The sequence below is a fragment of the Clostridium nitrophenolicum genome (assembly GCF_055391695.1).
In genome coordinates this window covers 4,561,732-4,587,185 of record NZ_AP042469.1, presented here as the reverse complement: position 1 = coordinate 4,587,185, position 25,454 = coordinate 4,561,732, and the positions used below count along the sequence as shown (strand labels likewise).

The following is a 25,454-nucleotide window of genomic DNA, read 5'->3' as shown; positions in this document are numbered from 1 at the left end:
CTTACTATGAATCTAAAAGAAGAATCTTAAAGAAAAAGTACCGAAAGATAAATCCTATATCTAAAAAATGCGAAATATCAACTAAAAATCATGAAAAATATATGGATATAAAGTTATGATAAAATTGTAAGATAATATATAATCATTCCATGCCTATAAAATTTATAAAAAATTTACTTTTGAGGTGTGGAAAAAATGGAATTAAAATTAGGAAGATGGCTTATAGGTAGAACTCTTAAAACAGACGAGCTTAAAGATGAAAAGTTTAATGTGTTTTGGGGATTACCTATTTTATCTAGTGATGCTATATCATCTGTAGCATATGCAGGTGAGGAAATATTGTGGGTACTCGTTCCTATATTAGGATTGATGTCCTACAAATATATGTTTTATGCGGCACTATGTATAGTGTTTTTGATGTTTTTATTAGTATTTTCTTACAGACAAACAATTGATAACTATCCTAATGGTGGTGGAGCTTATATAGTTGCAAAGGACAACCTTGGAACTATACCGGGGCTTACGGCAGGAGCATCACTTACTATAGATTATATTCTAACTGTTGCAGTAAGTACTAGTGCGGGAACAGCAGCTATAACATCGGCATTTCCGTCACTTTTACCGCATAAGATATCTATAACAATTGGTTTTATAATATTATTAACTATAGGAAATCTTAGGGGAATAAGAGAATCTTCTAAGATATTTGGTATTCCTACTTACTTATTTATGATATCTGTTTTATCTATGATAGTAATAGGAATAGTTAAGGTATATATATTGGGATACACTCCTCATGCAATGTATTCAATACCAAATGCCACGGGAGATATAACTCTATTTTTATTCCTTAGGGCTTTTGCTTCAGGGTGTACAGCCTTAACAGGAATTGAAGCAGTTAGTAATGGTATTCCAAGCTTTAAAGAGCCAGCACAAAAAAATGCAAAAACAGTTTTAGGACTGCTTGCACTTATAGTACTGCTTATATTTGGCGGATTATCATATCTGGCAACTTTATACCATGCAGTACCTAATACAGAGTTTACAGTAATAGCGCAGATATCTTCGCAGGTTTTTGGTTCAGGCTTTATGTTCTATGTAATTCAAGCAACTACGGCAATTATATTGATAATGGCTGCGAATACTGCTTTTGCAGGGCTTCCACTGCTTTTAGCACTTATGGCTAAGGATGGATATGTACCAAGACAGTTTACTAAAAGAGGTAAAAGATTAGGTTTTTCTAATGGAATTATAGTTTTAGCTTTCATGGCGTCACTTTTAGTTATATTATTTAGAGGAGAAACTCACCTTTTAATGCCTCTATATGCTGTTGGAGTATTTATATCTTTTACGTTGTCTCAGACTGGTATGTTAACAAGATGGTTTAGAACAAAAGAAAAGGGCTGGAGACATAAAGCTGTAATTAATGGTATGGGCGCATTAGTAACATTTGTAACTGTTATAATAATTGGTGTAACTAAGTTTTTACATGGCGCTTGGATTGTTTGTATATTGATGCCTATATTTGTTACAATAATGTTAAAAATAAGACATCACTATGAAAAAGTTGCAGAACAATTAAAATTAGATATATGTGAAAGACCAAAGCATGTAGATCTTGCAGAACAAAAAAGATACGTTATAGTTCCAATTGATACTTTAAATAAATCATTCTTGAAAGCATTAAATTATGCGAGAACTATGTCTGACAATATAATACTTTTCCATGTATCCGTTGATGATGTAGCTACCGCAAAACTTCTGAAAAAATGGGATGAATATGGTGTAGGTATTCCTATAGTTGTAAAAAAATCGCCATATAGAAACATTGTAAGTCCATTGGTTAAATTTATTGAATCGGAAGAATATGCAGCAGGACCTATGGATACTGTAACTGTGGTAATGCCTCAGTTTATAACTACTACATGGTGGGGAAATATACTTCATAATCAAACATCATTAGTTATTAGAACAATGCTTTTAAGAAGAAGAAATATTGCTATGGTAACTATACCATATATACTTGAGGATGATTAAGGAAACTCCTGCTCAATGCTTCGCAGGAGTACTCGCTGAGTAAGCGACTCACTCTAAATCATAGACTTGAGTTCGCTGCTTAACCGACCATCTGAAAATCAGAGATTTTAGATGTCTGCTTAAGCATATATGGTATAGATAAAGGGTATATAAATATAATAAAGAGGGCTGAAGGCCCTCTTTATTTTACTTTGGAAGAAAAGTATAATTGAGCTAGATATGAAATTTGATTATATATATAGATATCTAACTTGAGTGCTTGACTTATTAGCGGCATTCATAGGGGTACCTCTTCTGTACTGTTAATAATTTTAGTTATCTCTAGGGCTTGCTGCTAAGAACTTCAACAACCTTAAATAAACTCGCTACGCTCAAACAGTATTTAAGATTGTAGATGTTCTAAAGCAACTTCGCCAAGAGCTAACATAAAATCATTAAATGTGCTGCCAGATGTACCCCTATGAATACCTTAGTTAAGTCAATTATCGAAGTTGGATATCTATATATATTGAATTTTGGAGGTAATTATGGAAAAATACACATTAAAAAATGGAATTAAATTAATATATGAATATAGAGCAGCAGATATCACATCCTTTTGTATCGGTTTTAATGCAGGGGCCTTACAAGAAACAGGAGAGTTTAAGCTTGGTACTGCTCATGCTGTAGAACACATGCTATCAAAGGGGACAAAGAACAGAACTGAAAAAGAGATAAATGAACTTTGTGATGAGATTTTTGGATTTGAAAATGCAATGACAAACTTTCCCTACGTAGTTTATTATGGAACCTCACTTCCACAGGATTTTGAGAGAGGCTTTGAGCTTTATTCTGATATGATTTTGAATGCTACCTTTCCAGAGCAGGGATTTAAAGAAGAGATGAATATTATATTAGAAGAGCTTAAGGAATGGAAAGATGATGTATACCAACATTGTGAAGACAGTTTATTAAGTAATGCTTTTAATAAAAAGAGAATTAAAGATTTAATAATTGGCACAGAAGAAAGTGTAAAAGCTATTACTTTAGAAGATATGAAAAATTTTTATGATAGATACTATGCACCTGAAAATTGTGTTATAAGTGTATGTTCTTCATTAACTATTGAAGATGTAATTCTTGTAGTAGAAAAATATTTCAAAGATTGGGAAAAAAGCTTTTGCGGCATTGAAGAGGATGAAAGAGAATTTAATCAATATGGAACATTTACTGAGAAAATCCCCAGCATAAAAGGTGCTAAATTACAATACCTTTTTAATATTGATTATCTAGATGAAGAGGAAATAAAAACATTAAGTGTATTTAATGCAGCTTTTGGAGAAGGTACAAGCAGTATATTGTTCGACGAGATAAGAACAAAAAACGGTCTTGCTTATGATGTAGGAAGCTTTATTAAAAATGAAAGAGGTATAAAGTTTTTTGCTATTAATATAGCAACTTCAGAGAAAAACTTAGATAAAATTTTATCTATTGTTGATGATAGTATATATAAGATTAAAAATAGCACAGGATATTTTAATGAGAAGAAAATAAATTCATTGTGCAGAGGCATAAAACTTAAAAGACAACTGAAACTTGAAAAATCGATTCAGCTTTGCAAAGAGTTGACTACCTATGAGCTGATGTATGGAGAGGCCAAAAAAGTATATGATGAGGCAGCAGAGTTTCATTGTATTAATGAAGAAAAAATATTAAAGGTTATTAATAAGGTTCTTAATAAGCCAACTATACAGATATTGATTCCTGGGAATTGAATTTTTGTTAAAAATATTTAGAATTATTTTACAAAGTGTTAAGAAATAGATAAAATATAATTAAATACATTAAGTTATAGTTATATAATATGGTAAATTGGGTAAAATATATTAAATCTAAAGATATAAGGGGTGATATACATGAGAAGAATATTAACGGTTGAAGGTATAAGCTGTAAGAATTGTGTAAAGCAAATTCACAATGCTTTAATGGAATTGCCCGGAGTAAAATCAGTAGCTGTAGACGTAAGAACTAAAACAGCATTTTTAGAAAGTAACCCAAACCTAAAGAATGATGAAATTAAAGAAGCGGTAGATGATGCAGGATATAAAGTAATTGAAATAGAAAAGGTATAGCTAAGCACTATACCTTTTCTATTTTTCCAACTGAGGCTAAATAAACTGTAAACTCATTTTCCCCGTCTATATTTAAAAGTTCATCTATTTTATCCTGATCATAAGCAGCTATAGCACAAACACCAGCGCTTATTGATTCTGCTGATATATATAAATTTTCACACATATGGCCAGCATCGAGAGCTATAAGTTTAGGTGCAGCTATATCATAGCGCCATTCCGTTCTATAAGGTATTGCAGTCCATATGAAGGTTACTGCGGATTTAGCTACAAATCTTTGATTAAAAGTAGCAGAACTAAGTTTTTTATCAAGGTCATCTATAGAATTTATAAATAAAAGCTTATGCTCCAATGGTAAATATCTATATAAGCCACTTTTAAGACCTTCTACCTTTAAAATAGCTAAGTAAGTCTCAAAGGGGTGCCTAGCTCCTGCAGAAGGTACAGTTCTTAATGTAGCATATCCTTTATTAACTATCTTTTTTACACCTTGAACACTCCAAAGTAGAAATGAAAGCTCTTCTAAAGATAATTGTTCATCTGTAAAAAGACGTCTAGTTTTCCTACATTTTAACACATCTAAAACGCTCATTTGACCACAATTAAAATTTTCTACAGAAACTAGATCAATTAAAGTTGAAGAAGGTGAACAACTTTTTTGAACAGGAGGTTGAGGCAATTCTTTTTCTTGATCTGTTTCAATATTATCCAATTCCTTAAACAAATAAGCCTTTAAAAAATTTTTTGATATTTCTTTAGTCATAAAAACCATCCACCTTTCTATTTTTGTTTTACAATATTTTTCTAATTATATTAATATTATAACATAATAAAAAATTACGACGTAATTTTTTTAGAGGACAATTGACAGAGGACAGAGGACAATTAAGGTGAGTTTTCTTCTTTCATTGTCCTCTGAAAAATTTTGTGTCGCAAAATTATTATAGTATAATATATAAAGAGAGAGGTGAAGTGTTTGAAAAATAGTAAATGGATGTTAAGACGGAGTAAAATTGACATTAAAAAATTATCACAAAACACTGGAGTAAGCGAAATCATAGCTTCCATATTAGTAAATAGAAATATAAACACAGAAGAAGATATAAGAAAATTTATGAATCCTGATATAGGCTACTTACATAATCCGCTGCTAATGAAGGACATGGACAAAGGCACAGATATAATGGTAAATGCTTTAAAAAATAACAAAAAAATTGTAGTTTACGGAGATTACGATGCTGATGGAATAATCAGCACATATATTTTGTATTCATCATTATTAAGATGTGGAGCCAACGTAAAATATCATATACCAAACAGAATTACTGAAGGATATGGCATAAATAGTGAAAGCTTAAAGCAGTTAAAAGAAGAGGGATATGAAGTTTTAATAACTTGTGATAATGGTATTTCAGCTATTGAGCAAATTAAACTTGCCAAAGAGCTTGGTATGAGCGTTATAGTTACAGACCATCATGATATACCTTTTATAGAACTTGAAAATAATCAAAGAGAATTTGTAGTTCCTCAAGCGGATGCTGTAATAAATCCAAAACAAAAGGATTGCAGTTATCCCTTCAAGTCTCTGTGTGGAGCAGGAGTTGCATTTAAGTTTTCTCAGATACTTTATGAAAAAATGGGTATAAATAAAGAAGAAGCTTATGACTTTATGCAGTATGCGGCTATAGGAACAATATGCGATGTTGTAGATCTAGTTGATGAAAATAGAATAATTGCTAAAAATGGATTGAAAATGATAAACCAGACTCAAAATATAGGAATAAAAGCATTAATAAAAGCAACATCACTAGAAGGCAAAAGAATAAGTTCTTATCATATAGGTTTTGTTTTAGGACCTTGTATTAATGCTACAGGAAGATTGGACAGTGCTAATTTAGCGCTGCAACTTTTACTACATAAAGATGAAAAAGGAGCATCAGAGCTTGCAACAAAGCTTCATGCTTTGAATATAGAAAGACAGAACATGACTGTTGAAAGTGTAAATGAAATTATAGACATAATAGAAAATTCTAAAATGAAAGATGATAAAGTTTTAGTTGTATATAAGCCAGATGTTCATGAAAGTATAGCTGGAATAGTAGCAGGAAGGCTTAAGGAAAAATATAATGTTCCATCTATTGTGCTAACGCAAGGTGAAAAAATGCCTAAGGGCTCTGGCAGGTCTATCGAGGAATATAATATGTTCGAAGAACTTATAAAATGTAAAGATCTAATTGAGAAGTTTGGAGGACATCCTTTAGCGGCTGGATTATCAATAAAAGAAGAAAATATAGATAAGTTAAGACAGGCTTTAAATGATAGCTGTATTCTCACATATGAAGATACAACACCTAAAATAAGAATAGATAAACAGTTGAATTTAAATGAAATAACTTTTAAATTAATTGAGGATATAGAGAAGCTAGAACCTTTTGGAAAGGGAAACTCTGGGCCTATTTTTGCAGAAAAAAATGTAAGCATATTCAGAGCCTATTTTATAGGAAAAGAGAAGAATATACTTAAACTTTACTGTAGACCTCAGGGAAGCTTTGAAAAGATTGATGCCATATGTTTTGATGGAGCAGAAAAATTTAAAACACTTATAGAGGATACATATGGAGAAGAAAAGCTCCTAGATATTTTAAATAATAACCCTGCTAATATAAAAATGGATTTAATATTTTCACCATCAATTAATGAGTATAACGGAAATACAAATCTACAGCTAATTGTAAAGGACTTTAGATTGGCAAACTAGGTTATATGCCCATAAGCCCCAGGTAAAGGGGCTTATTATTTTGTATGACAAAGTTTAACACAATAGTGCTTAATTATTACATACAGCTTTGCAGTAAATTATAAAATTTAGAAGGAATTTTCATATTTAGCATAGAATTTAATATAAATTGAAATAAAGTAAAACTTGCTTGAAGAAATCTAGAAGCAATAGCCATAGAATAAACGTTATTATTTGGGGGAGAAGGTTGTTAATGAAAAATTTTATAGATAACTTATTTAAGATTAGCAATTTTGCGGAAAATATAATAGAGGCATTACCATATCTTGTATATATAACCGACAATGAGGGAGAAGTGCTTTATATTAATAAAAAAGGGGAAGATAAACTAATCAACAATGGTTTTGCGAATTTTAAAAATGCATATAACTTTTTTTATAATTATGAAGTGTTTTTAGAAAATGAAACCAAACTGGAGTTAAGTAGCTTTCCGTTATATAAATCTTTAAAGAATGGAGAAGAAGTTAAGAATTTAACATTAAAATATAAAATTGAAGAAAGAGATTTGTACATTTCCATGTCTAGTTTTCCTATATTTAAAGATAATGAAGTTATAGGATCTATTGTAAATTTAAGAGATATAACAGATGAGTATTTAAGAGAACTAAAAATTAAGAATGAAAGAGAAAAGTTCCTAGAGTTATCAACAGAGTTAAAAACGAAATGTGATATTATAGAAATACTAAGAAGTAGAGAAAAAGAACATCTTATGCATCTGAAAGATGTTATAAACAATATATCGGAAGGTATAATGGTTTTGGATTTAAATGAAAAGTTAAGTCTATGCAATAAAGCGGTTTTTAACATTTTAAATTTAAGTGCTATAGAACTGGTAAATACAAAAAGATTCTTTGAAAAATATGAAACTACAATACTTGAGAATGAGAGCCGAGATATTACAGAGTTATATTATTATTATATTAAAAATAAAAAACCAGCAAAGAACCTGGTGTTTAGACTTAGAGAAAAGAAGACTTCGGAAATAAAGTATTTAGAGGTAAGTAGTGCTCCAATTACAAATAAAAATGAAGAATTGATTTATACTATATTGACAATTAAAGATGTGACAGAAACCAAACTTCATCAGATAAATGCAGAGGAGCAAGCTGATTTTGTAAAAGATGTGGTCAATACTGTAGAAGTTCCCATAGCAGTGGTAGATTATCCTAATATAACATACAGGCTTAACAATAAAAAATATGATGAGATTATGACCTATGGTGATACTAATTTAGTATCTAAAATCGAAGAGGATAGTATCCTTAAATACATAAATAACGACTTATATAAAATATTAGTAAATGTAGGAGAAAAATTTAGGCCTTATACTATAAGTCCCTACAGAGTAAAATCAACTAAAGGTGAAGAGCGGTTCTACAAAATTAAATTTATACCCTGTAAAAACAAGGACAATACTACAAGAATACATATCCATGGGTCAGATATAACAGAAGAAGTAAATAGAAACATTGAACTTGAAAAATTGACAAAGCTGAAAGATGAATTTTTTACTATTATTTCTCATGAATTAAGAACTCCTTTAACAATAATGTATTCCTCTCTACAACTTGCTAATGACGTATATAGTAATGAAATAACTCCAAATATAGATAAAACTCTTGCAAGAATTAATCAAAATTGCAGTAGATTATTAAAATTAATTAACAACATACTTGATATATCAAAAGCTGAGGCTGGATTTTTAACTTTAAACAATACTGACTTTGATATAGTATATGTAAGTGAAACAGTAGTGAACTCTACTAATTCATATGCTACAAGCAAAGGTATAGAATTAATATTTGATACCAATGAAGAAGAATGTAATGTGAGGCTTGATAAGGATAAATATGAGAAAATATTGTTAAATTTATTATCAAATGCAGTTAAATTTACACCAGAAGGCAAACAAATTATTGTTTCACTAAACATGGAAGAAGATAACTTCTGTTTAAGTGTAAGGGATTTTGGAGTTGGTATACCAGTAGATAAGATAGATTTAATATTTGACAGATTTGCACAGGTAAACAGCTCATTATCAAGAAGGGCTGAAGGAACAGGAATAGGACTTGCCCTTGTGAAAAAATTTGTGGAGCTTATGGGAGGAGAAATAAAAGTAGTAAGTGAACCGGGAAAAGGAACAGAATTTATAGTGAAATTTAAAAAAATAAGTGTTAAAACCAACCATCTAAATAATTACGCCATTCTCACCGAAAATTTAGACGATAGAATAAATATAGAGTTCTCAGATATAAATTAGTATAGGGTTTTAACCCTATACTTACTTTCCTATCAAATTCCTTTCATATTCTTCTACCATCTTTTTAACTAGTGAACCATTTTCTTTAGAGCTTAGATTTCCCCTGTATTTATATTCTCCTTTGCCATGCAGTTCTAAAGCTGCTTCTATTTTAGCTTTATTTAATCCTTCCCTAGCTTGTGATATTTTTTTGTCAGACATTTTTATCACCTCTTACATTACGTTTATATTTTAACAAGATTAAAATATTTTGATATATTACTCTAATATTTAATAGTTTGCTTAAAAATATAAAATTTATTTTAGGCATATGAAAAGAAATAAGAGATCAAATATGCGAGAATACTGGTCTATTATTTCTTTGATTATGCCTTAATATTGTTTAATAAAAATATAGAATTAAAAGCTTAGAACTCTTAATTGTTTATAGTAAAAAAATATAGTATTATATAATGTGAGGATAAGGTGAAAATTATTTTAAGCTGAATTTTGTCTTTAATTTGAGCTTTTAAACCACTTAAAAGATTGGGAGGAAACTTACTTGAAAAAAATAATAATGACTGGTGGAGGTTCAGCAGGACATGTTACCCCAAATCTTGCGCTAGTACCGAAGCTAAAAGAACTAGGATACGAAATAGAATACATTGGAACAAAAGATGGTATAGAAAGAAAGATAATTGAAGATGAAAATATAAAATACCATGCAATATCTAGCGGAAAACTAAGAAGATATTTTGATATAAAAAACTTTACAGACCCATTTAAAGTACTTAAGGGAATATTGCAAGCAATAGTTATCTTGAAAAAGGAAAAGCCCAATATAGTATTCTCTAAGGGCGGATTTGTAGCTGTGCCTGTAGTTATTGCTGCTCATTTGAGCAAGATTCCTGTTATTGCCCATGAATCAGATTTAACGCCTGGGCTTGCAAACAGGTTATCAGCCCCATATTGCACAAGAGTTTGTGTTACATTTCCTGAATCAGTAAAAAATATAAAAGATAACAAAGGAGTACTTACTGGTACGCCAATAAGAGAAGAATTATTAAAAGGCAGTAGAATATTAGGAAGACAAATATGCGGCTTTGAAGATAAAAAACCAGTATTGCTTATAATAGGAGGAAGCCTTGGTTCAAAATTTATTAATGATACTATAAGAAAAGTTATAGATAAACTTATTGAAAGTTATAATATCGTACACATATGTGGAAAAGGAAACATAGACAAAAGTTTAGAGAGTAGAAAAGCCTATAAACAATTTGAATACATAAGCGAAGAACTGCCGCATGTAATGAATGCAGCAGATATAGTTATTTCTAGAGCTGGAGCTAATGCCATATTTGAACTACTTGCTCTAAGGAAGCCAAATCTTTTAATACCACTATCAAAGAAGTCAAGCAGAGGAGACCAAATTTTAAATGCAGCTTCCTTTGAAAGAAGTGGATATAGTTTAGTAATTCAGGAAGATAATTTAAATGAGAGAATACTTTTAGAAAAGTTAGAAGAGCTTTATAAAAATAAAGATAAATTTATAAATAAAATGAGTTCAAGCTCTATAAAAAATGGAGTAGATAATATAATCAGGCTCATTCAAGAGCATGCTATATAGGGTTAGAAGTCCGAAAGTTAATTTTGGACTTCTAGCCCTATATGGCTTTTAAATTATTGTTAAAAAAGTATTAATGTTTAAAAAATAGAAGGAATATGAGAAGCAAATGTAGAATATAGCTTTTATAGATAATTAAATATAATTATTACTTAAGTAGGTATCCCAAATTTTGCTCAAACATCCAAAATCTTAAGTAGATATTCCAAATCTTAAGCAGACATCCAAAATCTCTGATTTTGAGATGATCACTTACACAGCGTGCTGGTTTTGAGATAGTCCCTTACTCTGAATTAATATACTATAATTTTTGTAAAAAATATCAAAGTAATTAGGTGAATTTTCTTAATATTTTAAATTAAACTTAAAATTGTTAAAAAATTATTTTGAATATATGACATAAAAGAGAGTAAATCAAAACATTTTAAGGTTTGTTTTGTGCTAAACAAGTAAGCAAGTTTAAATAACTCGGAAAATTACTTGCAAAATAAAAAGAATTGGTGTAAATTTAAAAAGAAAGGACTTACTGTTAACTAGTTACTATTATTTACTATAAATTTAGAAAATTGATTTGCAGTTTGATTTTATAATCAATTATAGGTTCATTTAATTTTAAAGTTTTGTGTTTAAAGTGAATTGGACAGGCTATTTATGGTATAGTGGTATGACCAGTTTGGAAAAGATAATATTATTAAATTGATTTAACATGTCTATATATGATTAAGTAGTAGCGACTGCTTAATCTTAAATTTATAGAAATATAATCGAGAAGGAAGGGAAATTTTCTATGAGAAAAATGAAGACTATGGATGGAAATACAGCTGCAGCTCACATTTCCTACGCATTTACTGACGTAGCAGCTATATTCCCTATAACTCCATCATCACCAATGGCTGAACATGTTGATGAATGGGTAGCTCAAGGAAGAAAAAATATTTTTGGACAAACTGTAAAGGTTATGGAAATGCAGTCTGAAGGAGGAGCAGCTGGTGCTGTTCACGGTTCATTACAAGCAGGTGCCTTAACTACTACATATACTGCATCACAGGGTCTTTTACTGATGATACCTAACATGTACAAAATTGCTGGAGAACTTTTACCAGGAGTATTCCACGTATCAGCAAGAGCTCTTGCTGCAAACTCACTTAGCATCTTTGGTGATCACCAAGACGTTATGGCTGCAAGACAAACTGGATTTGCATTACTTGCAGAAAGTTCAGTACAACAAGTTATGGATTTATCAGCAGTAGCTCACCTAGCAGCAATAAAATCAAAAGTTCCTTTTATGAACTTCTTCGATGGATTCAGAACTTCACACGAAGTACAAAAAATCGAAGTTTTAGAGTATGATGAGTTAAAAGGTTTAGTTGACATGGATGCTGTAAAAGCATTTAGAAGAAGTGCATTAAACCCAGATCATCCAGTAACTCGTGGTACAGCTCAAAACCCAGATATATACTTCCAAGAAAGAGAAGTTTCAAACAAGTATTATGAAGCGATTCCAGAAATTGTAGAAGGCTATATGCAAGAAATAACTAAGTTAACTGGAAGAGAATATCACCTATTCAACTATTACGGAGCAAAAGATGCTGAAAGAATAATAATAGCTATGGGTTCAGTATGTGATGCTATAGAAGAAACAATTGACTACTTAATGGCTAAAGGAGAAAAAGTTGGTTTATTAAATGTTCATTTATATAGACCATTCTCATTAGAGCATTTCTTTAAATATATACCAAAGACTGTTAAGAAGATTGCTGTTCTTGACAGAACTAAGGAACCAGGATCAATTGGTGAACCATTATATCTAGATGTTAAGAATGCATTCTACGGAAAAGAATGGCAGCCAGTTATAGTTGGAGGAAGATATGGATTAGGCTCAAAAGACACTGTTCCATCACACATTCTTCCAGTATTTGAAAACTTAAAAGCTGATGCGCCAAAAGATGGATTTACAATATCTATAGTTGATGATGTAACTAATACTTCATTACCAGTTGGAGAAGATATAGATACAACACCAGCAGGAACTAAAGCTTGTAAGTTCTGGGGTCTTGGATCAGACGGTACTGTTGGAGCAAACAAGAGTGCTATAAAGATCATAGGAGACCACACAGACATGTATGCACAAGGATACTTTGCATATGACTCAAAGAAATCTGGTGGTATAACAGTTTCTCACTTAAGATTTGGTAAGACACCAATCAAATCCCCATATTTAATAAATAAAGCTGATTTCATAGCTTGTCATAATCAATCATACGTTTATAAATATAACGTATTAGAAGGATTAAAGAAGGGCGGTAAATTCTTATTAAATACTATCTGGACTCCAGAAGAAGTAGAAGCAAACTTACCAGCTTCCTATAAGAAATTTATAGCTGAAAACAACATTGAATTCTATACATTAAATGCTGTTAAAATAGCTCAAGAAATAGGCCTTGGCGGAAGAATTAACATGATAATGCAATCAGCATTCTTCAAGATTGCTAATGTTATACCAGTTGAAGATGCTATAAAATACTTAAAAGATGCAGTTGTAACTTCCTATGGTAAGAAGGGACAAAAAGTTGTTGATATGAACAATGCTGCTATCGACAAAGGTGTTGAATCAATAGTTAGAATAGAAGTTCCAGCTAATTGGGCTAGTGCTGTAGAAGAAGCTGCTGCAACTACTGAAGTTCCAGAATTCATAAGCAAGATTGTTAACCCAATGAACAGACAAGAAGGAGACAAACTTCCTGTAAGTGCATTCATAGGAATGGAAGATGGTACATTCCCACACGGAACTGCAGCTTATGAAAAGAGAGGAATAGCTATAAATGTTCCAGAATGGCAAATGGACAAGTGTATACAATGTAACCAATGTTCATTCGTATGTCCACATGCTGCAATAAGACCAATACTTTTAACTGAAGAGGAAGCAGCTAAAGCACCAGCTACATTACAATCAAAAGATGCTAATGGAGCTAAAGGACTTAAATTCCATATAGCTGTATCACCACTTGATTGTTCAGGTTGTGGAAACTGTGCTGACATCTGTCCAGCTAAAGAAAAAGCTTTAGTTATGAAGCCACTTGATACTCAATTAGAAAAGGCTCCTACATGGGATTATGTTATGGCAGTATCACCTAAAGCAAACCCAATGAGCAAATTCAATGTAAAAGGAAGCCAATTTGAAAAGCCTTTACTTGAATTCTCAGGAGCATGTGCTGGTTGTATGGAAACTTCATATGCTAAACTTGTAACTCAATTATTTGGAGATAGAATGATGATAGCTAATGCTACTGGATGTTCATCAATCTGGGGAGCATCTGCGCCAGCTACTCCATATACTGTTAATCACAGAGGACACGGACCATCATGGGCTAACTCATTATTCGAAGATAATGCTGAGTTTGGTATTGGAATGTATCTTGGTGTTAAACAGTTAAGAGAAAAATTAGCTATGACTGTAACAGAAGCTATAGCTAATGCTCCAGAGGGTGAAGTAAAAGCAGCTCTTCAAGATTGGTTAGATAACATGAATGCTGGAGAAGGATCAAGAGAAAGAGCTGACAGAGTAGTAGCTGCAATCGAAGCTGCAAATTGTGACTGTCCTACATTAAAAGAAATATATGAAAACAAAGACTTTTTAGTTAAGAGATCAAACTGGATCTTCGGTGGAGACGGATGGGCTTATGACATCGGATACGGCGGATTAGACCACGTTCTTGCATCAGGAGAAGACGTAAATGTATTTGTATTTGATACAGAAGTTTACTCAAATACTGGTGGACAATCTTCAAAAGCAACTCCAACAGCTGCTATAGCTAAATTCGCAGCTAGTGGTAAAAACACTAAGAAGAAAGACCTTGGAATGATGGCTATGAGCTATGGTTATGTTTATGTAGCACAAGTTTCTATGGGTGCTGACAAGAACCAAACATTAAAAGCTATAGCTGAAGCTGAAGCATATCCAGGACCATCATTAATCATTGGCTACTCACCATGTATTAACCATGGATTAAGAAATGGTATGGGTAAGAGCCAACAAGAAGGTAAGAGAGCTGTTGAGTGCGGATATTGGGCAATGTACAGATACAACCCAGCATTAAAAGAAGAAGGAAAGAATCCATTCGTCTTAGATTCAAAAGAGCCAACTGCAGACTTCAGAGAATTCTTAATGGGCGAAGTAAGATATGCTTCACTTGCTAAACAATTCCCAGAAGCAGCAGATGCATTATTTGAAAAGACTCAAAGAGATGCTATGGAAAGACTTGAAGGATACAAGAAATTAGCAGCTCAATAATATAAAAAAGGTGAAGTGCTTGGCACTTCATCTTTTTTAGTTAAGAGTTGAGAATTGACAGTTTACAGTGAAGTAGGATTTTTCTACGAACTAGTTTGTAAGTTAACTTTCGACCATGTAATTCTTAACTTTGAAAAATATTTACTTAAATTTTAAAAAAGGCTTTTAAAATTATGGAATTAAGGTTAAAATTAGAACATAACAGTAAAAGGAGGTAATATCCTATGGATAAAGAAAATTTACATGAGTGTGGCTGTGGCTGCGGAGAAGAAAATAAAGGTTGTGGATGTGGCGAACATAATCACGAACATGATCATGAAGATTGCGGCTGCGGTTGTGGCGAACATGAAACTCTAATAGTTGATTTAGAGGATGAAGACGGAAACGTTGTTCCATGCGAAGTAATCGACGGATTTGAATATAAAGAAAATGAATATGCTATAGTTCAACATCCAGAAAACGGATCAATATTCCTATTCAAAGTGGTAGGAGAAGGTGAAGAAGGTGAACTTGTAATTCCAGAGGATGAAGAGTTCGAAGAAGTATCAGCTTATTATGAACAGTTAATGGCTGAAGAAGAATAAAAAAATTGAAAGCCGTTGCAGGAATGCATCGGCTTTCTTTATGACGTAATGATTTATTTCAGTTAAGAGTTAAGGGTGAAGAGTTAAGAGTGTTCTAATCAAGTAAGAAAGATCAATTATAACTCTTGACTCTTAATTCTTAACTTATATTGAAAGAGGTGTCAAGTTGGAAAAGCTAGCAATATTCGATGTAGATTATACTTTAACTAAAAGAGAAACCCTTATGGAGTTTTATGCATTTATGATAAAAAAGAGCCCAAGGCTTATAATTCATGCACCAAGAGCTGTTATATCAGCGTTTTTATATGCAGTAAGGGTGTTGGACTCAAAAATTGCTAAGGAAAACTTCATAGCTTTTATAGATGGAATAAAAGAAGAAAAAATGCAAGAGTTAGTAGAAGAATTTTACGAAAAAAGATTAAGTAAAATAATATATAGTGATGCCATTGATACTATGAGAAAGTTAAAAGCAGAAGGTTATAAAGTATATCTCATATCTGCTTCAGCAGAATTTTATTTAAATGAATTATATAAAATAAAAGAAGTAGATAAAATAATTGGCACTCGATTTACAAGTGTAGGCGGTAAGTATAGCAGAAAAATGGCAGGAGAAAACTGTAAAGGTGAAGAAAAAGTAAGAAGACTTATGGAAGTACTGAAGGAAGAGAATATAGAAGTGGACTTTAAAAATTCATATATGTTCTCAGACTCTTTGGCAGATCTACCTTTATTTAATTTGGTAGGCAATCCCTACCTTATAAATTATAAGAAAAATCATGATAAGATAAAAATACTTAATTGGAAATAGATGTGAAAATTAAAGTAAAAAGGGCGTGATCGTGTGAGTGAATGCGTAAATAAATATTATATATATAATAATGAAATAAAAGTTTGTGAGCAATTTGATGATAACCTTTTAGCAGGTGGAAAGTCACTATATGAAGTTATAAGAATAATAGATGGAAAACCTTTATTTCTACACAGACATTTAAACAGGCTTGAGAATTCCTGTAATATAACTAATTTACAAATCTGGCTTTCAAAGGACGAAATAAAGAATAAAATATGTGAACTAATAGAATCAAATAATACAAGTATAGGTAATGTAAAAATTGTATTTAAGTTTGATAGTGTCAACTCATTTTTTGCTTACTTTGTAAAACATCATTATCCTAGTGATGAAGACTATAAAAATGGTGTAAATACAATACTATATCATGGAGAAAGAGAAAATCCAAATGCTAAAATTATAAATGTGAATTTTAGAGCTGCTGTTGATAAAGAAATAAAAGAAAAAAATGCATATGAAGCCATACTTGTAAATAAAAAGGGGTATATAACTGAGGGCAGTAAATCAAATATATTTATGATTAAAGGAAATAGTGTGGTAACTGCACCGCTAGTAGATGTGCTTCCAGGTATAACAAGAGCTGTTATAATGGAACTATGTAGTGAAATAGGACTTGAGGTTTTAGAGAAGAATGTCCATTATGAAGACGTAAAGGACTTAGATGGATTGTTTATTTCTGGTACATCACCTAAGGTTTTACCAATAAGCAGAATTGATAATATAGAGTATGATTCAGTAAATAACAAAGCTATTTTAGAAATTATGAAAAAATATAATGAAGTAGTGCAAGAAGACACTAAAAGTTTCGATTAATAATTTTTGTTGGAGTGAAGTGAATGGAGTCCTTTAAAATAAAAAAAATATTGAATAACAATGTTGTTATAGCGCAAAAGGATAGGGATGAAGTTATATTAGTTGGAAAAGGCATAGGATTTGATTTTCCAAAAGGCAAAGACATTCCAGAAGACAGAGTGGAAAATGTCTTCATAAAGAAGACAGCGGCTATAGGAGCAAATTATCAAAAAGTGCTTCAAAGTATAGATAGCAGTATTGTTGGTCTTTCTGAAGAAATAATACATTTTCTAGAGAGAGAACTTAACACTAAGCTAAATGAAGCAATACATGTATCTTTGCCAGATCATATAAGTTTTGCGTTAAAAAGGATACAAAAGGGATTAAATATAGAAAATCCTTTTAAAAACGAATTAAGCATATTATATCCTACAGAATATAAATTAGCTCTTAGAGCTGTATTATTTATAAATAAAAGATGTAATACAAATCTTCCAGAAGATGAAGCTGGATTTATATGCCTGCATATAAGGGCTGCTCTTACACAAAAGGATGTGTCAGAATCTTTAGCCTATACTAAAAAATTAGGTCAGGTATTAGATTTGATGGAGAAGCTTACAGGAAGAAGGCTAGAAAAAAATTCTTTAGGTTATGTAAGAACAGTAACCCATATAAACTTCATGATAGAAAGAGCTGAGAAGAATAAACCTATAAAAAATGACTTGCTTGATATAATAAAAAGAGAGATGTACAGAGAATATAGTGTTGCCGTTAAAGTGGCCCTAAAAATAGAAGATTTATTTTCAGTAAAAATAACAGAAGATGAAATAGGATACATAGCGCTGCATTTAAAGAGACTTTCAGAATGATAAAAAATACTAAGGAGAAAAGTATATGAAAAAGCTATTTGCTGTACTTCAAAAGATAGGTAAATCGCTTATGCTTCCAGTGTCGGTGCTACCTGCTGCAGGACTTCTGTTAAGGTTTGGTCAGCCAGACTTACTTAACATACCCTATATAGCGAAAGCTGGAGACGTTATATTCAGCAACCTTCCGATGATATTTGCAGTTGGTGTAGCTATTGGATTTTCAGGTGGAGAAGGTGTTGCAGCACTAGCTGCCGTAGTTGGTCAGCTAATTCTTGAAGGAGTTGTAAATATTGCACATGTAAACATGGGTGTATTTGGAGGTATCATAGTAGGTATTATTGCTGCAGTTTTGTACAATAGATATCATAATATTAGGCTTCCACAAGTGCTGGGTTTTTTTGGAGGAAAAAGATTTGTTCCTATAATTACCTCTATTGCAGTTCTTATTTTTTCGATATTAGGAATAATTGTATGGCCGCCTATACAACATGGTATAGATGTGTTTGCAAGGTGGGCATCCTCCTCTTATTTAGGACCAGCATTTTATGCATCAGGAAAAAGGCTATTGATCCCTGTAGGATTACATCATATATACTATCCAGTATTTTTATACCAATTTGGATCATATATAGGGCCAGATGGTGTAAAATATTTTGGAGATGCAGCTAGATATTTTCATGGAGACCCTACAGCTGGCATATTTATGGCATCAGAGTTTCCAATACTTATGTTTGGTCTTCCAGGTGCTGCTTTTGCTATGATAGCAGCTGCAAAGCCTGAAAATAGAAAAAAAGTTGCGGGAATAATGTTATCAGCAGCTTTTGTATCCTTTTTAACAGGGATAACGGAGCCTATAGAATTTTCCTTCATTTTTGTAGCCCCTGTTCTATTTGCATTTCATGTAATTGCTGCTTTTTCATCAGGTATTGTTACTAGTATTCTGCATATAAGATTAGGATACACATTTTCTGCATCAGCCATCGATTATATGATTGGATTTAATTTCGCACAGCATCCATTACTCTTATTGCCAGTAGGATTAGCATATTTCTTGTTATATTTTATTGTGTTTTATACTGTAATTAAAGCCAGAAACGTTAAGACTCCAGGCAGAGAAGATGAAGAAGAAATAAAGCTTCCACAAATTAATGAAGCTTTTTCAAATAAAGCTGCTTTAATACTGCAGGCTGTAGGTGGGGCAGATAATATAGATATGCTTGATTCTTGTATCACAAGATTAAGGCTTACTTTGAAAAATCCTAAAATCATAGATAAAGCATTGTTAAAGGCAACTGGCGCATCCGGCATATTTGATGTAGGAGACAATCTGCAGATAATATATGGAACGGAAGCTGAGAGCATTAAAGATGATATTAAGGCAATAATTTCAAATGGTGGATATCATCAAAAGGATATTAGTGAATTATTAATGAACATAAAATCCATAGAAGAATATACTGAGGATACATATAATACTAACTTGGAACTTATAATTACAAATCCTATAAAAGGAGAAATAATAAAACTAGAAGAAGTGCCAGATGTTGTGTTTTCAGAAAAAATACTTGGAGATGGATTTGCAGTTAAACCTCAAGATAACAGAGTGTATGCTCCTGTTGATGGAACTGTAAGAGTTCTATTTCCTACAAAGCATGCAGTGGCAATAAAAACTGAAGATGATATTGAGATCTTAGTTCATATTGGAGTGGACACTGTAAAATTAAACGGTGAAGGCTTCACTGCGTACATAAAGCAAGGAGATAAAATTAAAAAAGGTGATTTAATGATATCTTTCGATAAAGAATTAATTGAAGGCAAAGTAAAAACTTTGGTTTCACCAATAATCATAACGAGTATGGATAAAATATCTGACATAGATGTAAGTTTTGGATATGCAGAGGTCTGCAATAAGGTAGCTAAAGCTATAGTAAAAAAATAGGCACTTGGAGCAAGTGTCTATTTTTTTATCTGTAAGTTCACAATAATAGTTATACATGTTATAATAAATCTGAAATCCACTAATTACCAATGAGCCGGAAAATTGTGCTGTAAAGAGGAAGAAAAAGCTAACGATAATAATATAATAGTTAAACAATTTTCAGGGTTCAAATATAACTTGTCATATGCAAGGCACATGAAAATAAATAACAAGCCGGTAGGATAGCATATTTCACTTGTTATTTATTTTAATGTACCTATATTAATCAAGTGTTAATAATATCTACATTAAAAACTATGGGGGGGCTAATTGTGAAAAAGTTGTACACGGAATCTTCATTGGAAAAATGTATTGAAACTGCCAGTGGGGAGCTTGGCATATCCAAAGAAAGCTTAAAATATGAAATTGTGGAGCAGAAAAAATCACTATTTAGAAAAAGAGTAACTATACAAATAGAGTTAGAAGATGAGATGGTAATTGAAAGAAAAAAAGATGAAGAAAATTATGATTTAGAAGAATTAGAAATAATAGAGCAGGATTCACAAAATAGTGAGAAAGCCGAAGAGTATGTAGAGATAAATGAAAATGAGGGAACTGTAAGTATAGTACAAGGGAAAATAGTAGTTACAAATCCTAAAGATGGTGGAGAGCCTGCATGCATTATGGTAAGAGACAAAAATATAAAGGTTATTGTTGATGGTGCGGAGATAAATGGACAGAAATCTGTATTTGAAGAAAGTAATATAGCAGTTATTTTTGAGGAAACCAAGGCTACAAGAGAGTTAAACATCTCTTTAGTTAATAATAAAATGGAAGCTTATGCTAGGATAATTTACACACCACAAAACATATATAAGCTTAAAGATAAGAATAAAAGTAAAAGGTTAACATTAGAGGCAGAATTGGAATCTGAAATTCATCCCCCTAAATTTAATGAGGCAGAAGTTAAGCAAGAATTAGCAAATAATAATGTAGTTTATGGTATAATAGAAGAAAACTTGAAAAAATCTGTTGAAGGTTGTAGAGAAAAGATATTAATTGCAAAAGGACAACCGGTAACTGACGGAGAAGATGACTTTATAGAGATAAAATTTAAACTTGAGGAAGCATATAAAGAATTGCAGGAAGATAAAGTCGGCAATGTTGACTTTAAAAGCATAGGAGCTGTAGAAGCAGTACATAAAGGGGATATACTTGCAATAAGGCATCCGGGAAATGATGGACAGGATGGCCGTGACGTTACAGGAAAAATAATGAAATCTAAAATAGGTAAGAAAATAAAAATAAAGGTTGGGAATGGCGCTGCAATAAAAGATGGAGATGTAGTAGTAGCAGATATAGACGGAAAGCCTTGTGTAAAAAGTAATGTTTTTTACGTTTACCCAGTTCATGATATTAAGGGAGACGTAGATTTAAAGACGGGGAATATAAGGTTTATTGGCGATGTAATAGTATATGGAAGTGTAAAAGAAGGTATGGAGATTGAAAGCGGCAACCTTGTGGACATTGCAAAAGATGTAGAAAGAGCGGTAATAAGAGCAAGAGGAGATATCATTATAAAAGGGAATGTAATTGCTGGGAAAATATACGGAGGAGGAGATGATGTAGAAAAACTAAAAACTTTGAACAATCTTGAACAACTTAGGGAACTATTGAGCAATTTAGTATTGGCAGTAGAGGAAATAAAGAAATATAATCTCTTAGGGAAAGATAGAAAAGATGGGGAAATAATAAAAATTCTCATTGAAAATAAATTTAAAATGTTGCCTAAGATATGCTTCTGTGTAATCGCTAGTTTAAATATGCAGAAAGAAGATTATGCTGAAGAGAAATTAGTTGTTCTTGTAAAGTCTAAACTCTTAGGGATGGGACCAATTAACATAAAACATTATGTAGAGTTGGATGAGATAATTAGCTGTATAAAAGACAAACTTCAATCATTGAAGGATACCTTGGCTCTTCCAGTGAGTGTTAAGATAGCTTACAGCCAGGATTCTATTATACAAAGCTCTGGTGATGTAGTTATACTTGGAAAAGGGGAATACATATCGGATATAACAGCAAATGGCAATATATATTTTATACAGGATAAAAGTGTAGCAAGAGGAGGACGGTTAAAGGCTAAGGATGAAATCAAATGCAAAGTTGTCGGCAGCACTGCAGGGGTATCTACAAGAATAGAAGTGGAAAAAGAAGGTCATATATGGGTAGATGTAGCTTATCAGAACACAATATTTATGGTTGGAGCAAGGGAGTTTATATTAGATATGCCGAGCAAAAATGTACATGCTTACTTAGATGATTCAGGAGATATAGTTGTAGATAAGCTTAACCTATAGAGTACGGTGTTATAGAGTTAAGGAGGAGGAATTATAATGGAGAATAAGGACGTTAAAGTATTAATATTTAGTATAAATGGAGAACATTATGCAACGGATATCATGGAAGTTGAAAGAATCTTAGGATATGAGGAGCCAACGACCCTTCCAGATTCACCGGATTTTGTACAAGGCGTAATTAATTATGAGGGAAACATTTTACCTGTACTATCTCTTACAAAAAGATTTGGATTAGAAAAAGATGAAATTAAAAATGATGCAAAAATAATTGTTGCCAAACAAGATGGGAATAAGATAGGTATAATAGTTGATATAGTATCAGAAGTAAGGGATGTAAGCGACAAAAATATAGAGGCAGCACCAGATATAGTAGCAGGAATATCACAGAGATATATAAAAGGGTTAATCAAAATAGATGGCAAGATAATTATATTCTTAAATCTTGGCACTATACTTACTGAAGAAGAAAAAAAGCTTATATAGCGTGGAGTAAAGGGTGCATACTATGGAAAAACGAGAAATAAAAGTGGGAATAGCAGATATGAATACTGGCTCTTCTCCAGACAAAATTATAACTGTGGGATTAGGTTCTTGCATAGGCATAGTGTTATACGACAGAACAAGAGCTTTAGGCGGCCTGGCACATATAATGCTGCCAGACAGTACTCAATTTAATAATGTAACAAATCCGCTTAAATTTGCGGACTTAGCGATTCCATTATTAATAGAAGAGCTAGAAAAATTAGGAGCCTCCAAAAGAAATTTAAAAGCTAAAATAGCAGGAGGCGCATCCATGTTCAATTTTTCTGATAAAAGTATGATTATGGATATAGGAAACAGAAATGGAATAGCAGTCAAAAATACTTTAAATAAACATTCTATACCTATAATTGCTGAAGATGTTGGAGGCAATAAGGGGAGAACTATGATTTTTGACACCACAGATGGTTTAGTTCAGATTAAAACTGTAGGAATGGGAATCAAAGAACTTTAAATCAATTGACAATGGACAAAGGACAAAGGACAATGGACAATTTTCGATGCTTTGCCAGAGTCAAAACAATTAATTAAAAAATTATAATTCATTGTCAATTGTCAATTCTAAAAGATGGAGTGATAATAGTTTGGGAAAAATAAAAGTTTTAGTAGTAGATGATTCAGCCTTAATGAGAAAAATTATTTCTGATATGATAAATGAAGAAACAGATATGGAAGTAGTATACACAGCAAGAAATGGAGAAGATTTGCTAACAAAACTGCCTAAAATTATGCCGGATATAATAACCTTAGATGTAGAAATGCCTAAAATGGATGGAATTACTGCTCTTAAGGAAATGAAGAAACTAAATGTAAATATACCTGTAATAGTCTTAAGCAGTATTTCGCAAAGAGGCCCAGAACTAACTATGGAGTGCTTAGAAGCAGGGGCTTTTGATCTTCTGCCAAAGCCATCAGGAGCTATATCACTAGATATAAATAAGGTTAAAGCTGACTTAGTTCAAAAAATAAGGTTAGCTAATGAGAAAAAGGTATCTTTGCATCAGCACAAAGTTGTACCTAAAGTTGTTATGCCTGAAGGACCAAAAGTTGAAACTAAAAGTATTAAAAGATTAGGTTCTGATAAAATAGAAGCGGTAGTAATAGGTGCATCAACAGGGGGGCCAAAAGCATTATATGCAGTTATAACAGCTATGCCCGAAAGATTAGGTGTACCAGTTTTTGTGGTGCAGCATATGCCGGTGGGATTTACAAAGGCTTTTGCTGAAAGATTAAATTCAAACAGCAGAATAAAGGTAGTAGAGGCAGCAGATGGCATGGCTATAGAAAAAGATACAGTATATATTGCACAAGGAGGCTTCCATATGGAAGTAGGCTCAGATTCAAGAATTCATCTAAATAGTGAGCCCACTTTATGGGGGGTGCGTCCAGCGGTAGATAAATTATTTGTATCAGCAGCAAAGTTATATGGACCACGTGTTATAAGTGCAGTGCTTACAGGTATGGGTAAAGATGGAGCGCAGGGAACAGTAGAGATTAAAAAAAGCGGAGGTATTACTATAGCAGAAGACAAGTCTACATGCACCATATACGGTATGCCTAAAGCAGCTTATGAGACAGGTATGGTTGATATAGTATTGCCAATAGATAGTGTAGCAAACGAAATAATAAAACAGTGTCAGCTAAATAGGGGGTAAATCTTATGGATATGGTGCAATTTGAGCAGTGGGTACTCAAAGAGTTTAATATTAACTTATCCGCATACAAATCAAATCAGCTCCACAGAAGAATAAATAGCTTAATGTCAAGAGTAGGGGTACGAACTGTAGATGAATATATTGTACTTTTAAAAAAGGATCCAGTTCAAAGACAGAAATTTTTAGACTTTATAACTATAAATGTTTCTGAATTCTTTAGAAATCCTGAAATATTTGAAGAACTAAAAAACAAACTTAAAGGGGAACTTTTAAAAAGCAGCAGCTCACTTAAAATATGGAGTGCAGCATGTTCTATCGGTGCAGAACCTTACTCCATAGCAATGTATTTAGACGATCTTTCACCAAATGTAAGGCATAAAATAATTGCTACAGATTTAGACAGCACTATACTTGAAAGAGCAAAAAAAGGCGAATATGTTGCCTCTGAAATTAAAAATGTAAAGAAGGATTATATAAGTAAATATTTTACTATAATGGACGACAAATATAGTATAAGTCCTAAAATAAAAAGCATGGTAACTTTTAAAAAACATGACCTAATACTTGAAAGTTATGAAAAAGATTTTGATTTAATTGTATGTAGAAATGTGGTAATATATTTTAATCAGGATGTAAAAGATGTAATATATAAAAAATTCAGTCAGTCATTAAAAAAAGGTGGATTACTATTTGTGGGAGCTACCGAAAGCATATATAATTACAGGGACTATGGATTTGAAAAAGCTTCTACATTTATATACAGGAAACTATAAGGAGGGAATATATA

General features: G+C 32.0%; 19 protein-coding genes. 17 read left to right on the top strand and 2 right to left on the bottom strand.

Annotation, left to right across the window (positions count from 1 at the left end; translation table 11 throughout):
* Positions 1–195 precede the first annotated feature (195 nt).
* The 3 genes from ACZ5N4_RS21745 to ACZ5N4_RS21735 all read left to right on the top strand — a co-directional run bounded on the left by ACZ5N4_RS21745 (position 196) and on the right by ACZ5N4_RS21735 (position 4,148).
* Positions 196–2,037 carry an APC family permease gene (locus tag ACZ5N4_RS21745; RefSeq protein WP_464204581.1) on the top strand — a complete coding sequence of 614 codons (1,842 nt, stop codon included), beginning with the start codon at positions 196–198 and terminating at the stop codon, positions 2,035–2,037.
* Between the two features lie 527 nt (positions 2,038–2,564).
* Complete coding sequence (locus tag ACZ5N4_RS21740; RefSeq protein ID WP_464204580.1) at positions 2,565–3,791, top strand: M16 family metallopeptidase; 1,227 nt, start codon at positions 2,565–2,567, stop codon at positions 3,789–3,791.
* Positions 3,792–3,932: 141 nt separating this feature from the next.
* Positions 3,933–4,148 carry a heavy-metal-associated domain-containing protein gene (locus ACZ5N4_RS21735; RefSeq protein WP_464204579.1) on the top strand — a complete coding sequence of 72 codons (216 nt, stop codon included), beginning with the start codon at positions 3,933–3,935 and terminating at the stop codon, positions 4,146–4,148.
* Positions 4,149–4,155: 7 nt separating this feature from the next.
* On the opposite strand, the gene ACZ5N4_RS21730 is transcribed toward ACZ5N4_RS21735, so the two are convergent.
* Entirely contained in the window at positions 4,156–4,911 is a 756-nt protein-coding gene (locus ACZ5N4_RS21730; protein ID WP_464204577.1) for a SagB/ThcOx family dehydrogenase, read from the bottom strand.
* 231 nt (positions 4,912–5,142) lie between these two features.
* Between ACZ5N4_RS21730 and recJ the strand changes: the two genes are divergently transcribed.
* Both recJ and ACZ5N4_RS21720 read left to right on the top strand, forming a co-directional pair.
* Positions 5,143–6,906 (top strand): single-stranded-DNA-specific exonuclease RecJ, encoded by a 1,764-nt coding sequence (gene recJ / locus ACZ5N4_RS21725; protein WP_464211027.1) that lies wholly within the window; start codon positions 5,143–5,145, stop codon positions 6,904–6,906.
* A 232-nt stretch (positions 6,907–7,138) separates the two neighbouring features.
* Complete coding sequence (locus ACZ5N4_RS21720; RefSeq protein WP_464204576.1) at positions 7,139–9,205, top strand: sensor histidine kinase; 2,067 nt, start codon at positions 7,139–7,141, stop codon at positions 9,203–9,205.
* Positions 9,206–9,226: 21 nt separating this feature from the next.
* Here ACZ5N4_RS21720 and ACZ5N4_RS21715 read toward each other — a convergent pair whose 3' ends face one another.
* Positions 9,227–9,406, bottom strand: a complete 180-nt coding sequence (locus tag ACZ5N4_RS21715) for a small, acid-soluble spore protein, alpha/beta type (RefSeq protein ID WP_464204574.1) — start codon at positions 9,404–9,406, stop codon at positions 9,227–9,229.
* 355 nt (positions 9,407–9,761) lie between these two features.
* Here ACZ5N4_RS21715 and ACZ5N4_RS21710 point away from each other — a divergent pair, with 355 nt between their 5' ends.
* The 12 genes from ACZ5N4_RS21710 (at position 9,762) to ACZ5N4_RS21655 (ending at position 25,440) form a co-directional block, all read left to right on the top strand.
* Positions 9,762–10,811 carry an undecaprenyldiphospho-muramoylpentapeptide beta-N-acetylglucosaminyltransferase gene (locus tag ACZ5N4_RS21710; protein ID WP_464211026.1) on the top strand — a complete coding sequence of 350 codons (1,050 nt, stop codon included), beginning with the start codon at positions 9,762–9,764 and terminating at the stop codon, positions 10,809–10,811.
* A 784-nt stretch (positions 10,812–11,595) separates the two neighbouring features.
* Positions 11,596–15,099, top strand: coding sequence for a pyruvate:ferredoxin (flavodoxin) oxidoreductase (nifJ, locus tag ACZ5N4_RS21705; protein WP_464204573.1), 3,504 nt, complete (start codon positions 11,596–11,598; stop codon positions 15,097–15,099).
* A gap of 224 nt (positions 15,100–15,323) precedes the next feature.
* A complete protein-coding gene (locus ACZ5N4_RS21700; protein ID WP_464204572.1) occupies positions 15,324–15,683 on the top strand; it encodes a DUF1292 domain-containing protein in 360 nt (119 codons plus the stop codon).
* A 166-nt stretch (positions 15,684–15,849) separates the two neighbouring features.
* On the top strand, positions 15,850–16,491 hold the full coding sequence (locus tag ACZ5N4_RS21695; RefSeq protein WP_464204571.1) for an HAD-IB family hydrolase: 642 nt from the start codon (positions 15,850–15,852) through the stop codon (positions 16,489–16,491).
* A gap of 33 nt (positions 16,492–16,524) precedes the next feature.
* Entirely contained in the window at positions 16,525–17,346 is an 822-nt protein-coding gene (locus tag ACZ5N4_RS21690) for an aminotransferase class IV (protein ID WP_464204570.1), read from the top strand.
* A 23-nt stretch (positions 17,347–17,369) separates the two neighbouring features.
* Positions 17,370–18,194 (top strand): PRD domain-containing protein, encoded by an 825-nt coding sequence (locus ACZ5N4_RS21685; RefSeq protein ID WP_464204568.1) that lies wholly within the window; start codon positions 17,370–17,372, stop codon positions 18,192–18,194.
* Between the two features lie 25 nt (positions 18,195–18,219).
* The gene (locus tag ACZ5N4_RS21680) at positions 18,220–20,133 is read left to right on the top strand and encodes a glucose PTS transporter subunit IIA (protein WP_464204567.1); all 1,914 of its coding nucleotides are present in this window, start codon (positions 18,220–18,222) and stop codon (positions 20,131–20,133) included.
* Between the two features lie 311 nt (positions 20,134–20,444).
* A complete protein-coding gene (locus tag ACZ5N4_RS21675; protein ID WP_464204566.1) occupies positions 20,445–22,472 on the top strand; it encodes a DUF342 domain-containing protein in 2,028 nt (675 codons plus the stop codon).
* A 36-nt stretch (positions 22,473–22,508) separates the two neighbouring features.
* Complete coding sequence (locus ACZ5N4_RS21670) at positions 22,509–22,955, top strand: chemotaxis protein CheW (RefSeq protein WP_464204565.1); 447 nt, start codon at positions 22,509–22,511, stop codon at positions 22,953–22,955.
* Positions 22,956–22,977: 22 nt separating this feature from the next.
* Positions 22,978–23,466 carry a chemotaxis protein CheD gene (locus ACZ5N4_RS21665; RefSeq protein WP_464204564.1) on the top strand — a complete coding sequence of 163 codons (489 nt, stop codon included), beginning with the start codon at positions 22,978–22,980 and terminating at the stop codon, positions 23,464–23,466.
* Between the two features lie 130 nt (positions 23,467–23,596).
* A complete protein-coding gene (locus ACZ5N4_RS21660) occupies positions 23,597–24,667 on the top strand; it encodes a protein-glutamate methylesterase/protein-glutamine glutaminase (protein ID WP_464204563.1) in 1,071 nt (356 codons plus the stop codon).
* Positions 24,668–24,672: 5 nt separating this feature from the next.
* Positions 24,673–25,440: a CheR family methyltransferase gene (locus ACZ5N4_RS21655; protein ID WP_464204562.1), complete on the top strand. Its 768-nt coding sequence runs from the start codon at positions 24,673–24,675 to the stop codon at positions 25,438–25,440.
* Positions 25,441–25,454: the final 14 nt, after the last annotated feature.

Coding starts and splice junctions, on each gene's coding strand:
- ACZ5N4_RS21745 (WP_464204581.1), top strand. CDS start 196: ATGGAATTAAAATTAGGAAGATGGCTTATAGGTAGAACTCTTAAAACA.
- ACZ5N4_RS21740 (WP_464204580.1), top strand. CDS start 2,565: ATGGAAAAATACACATTAAAAAATGGAATTAAATTAATATATGAATAT.
- ACZ5N4_RS21735 (WP_464204579.1), top strand. CDS start 3,933: ATGAGAAGAATATTAACGGTTGAAGGTATAAGCTGTAAGAATTGTGTA.
- ACZ5N4_RS21730 (WP_464204577.1), bottom strand. CDS start 4,911: ATGACTAAAGAAATATCAAAAAATTTTTTAAAGGCTTATTTGTTTAAG.
- recJ (WP_464211027.1), top strand. CDS start 5,143: ATGTTAAGACGGAGTAAAATTGACATTAAAAAATTATCACAAAACACT.
- ACZ5N4_RS21720 (WP_464204576.1), top strand. CDS start 7,139: ATGAAAAATTTTATAGATAACTTATTTAAGATTAGCAATTTTGCGGAA.
- ACZ5N4_RS21715 (WP_464204574.1), bottom strand. CDS start 9,406: ATGTCTGACAAAAAAATATCACAAGCTAGGGAAGGATTAAATAAAGCT.
- ACZ5N4_RS21710 (WP_464211026.1), top strand. CDS start 9,762: ATGACTGGTGGAGGTTCAGCAGGACATGTTACCCCAAATCTTGCGCTA.
- nifJ (WP_464204573.1), top strand. CDS start 11,596: ATGAGAAAAATGAAGACTATGGATGGAAATACAGCTGCAGCTCACATT.
- ACZ5N4_RS21700 (WP_464204572.1), top strand. CDS start 15,324: ATGGATAAAGAAAATTTACATGAGTGTGGCTGTGGCTGCGGAGAAGAA.
- ACZ5N4_RS21685 (WP_464204568.1), top strand. CDS start 17,370: ATGGAGTCCTTTAAAATAAAAAAAATATTGAATAACAATGTTGTTATA.
- ACZ5N4_RS21680 (WP_464204567.1), top strand. CDS start 18,220: ATGAAAAAGCTATTTGCTGTACTTCAAAAGATAGGTAAATCGCTTATG.
- ACZ5N4_RS21670 (WP_464204565.1), top strand. CDS start 22,509: ATGGAGAATAAGGACGTTAAAGTATTAATATTTAGTATAAATGGAGAA.
- ACZ5N4_RS21665 (WP_464204564.1), top strand. CDS start 22,978: ATGGAAAAACGAGAAATAAAAGTGGGAATAGCAGATATGAATACTGGC.
- ACZ5N4_RS21655 (WP_464204562.1), top strand. CDS start 24,673: ATGGATATGGTGCAATTTGAGCAGTGGGTACTCAAAGAGTTTAATATT.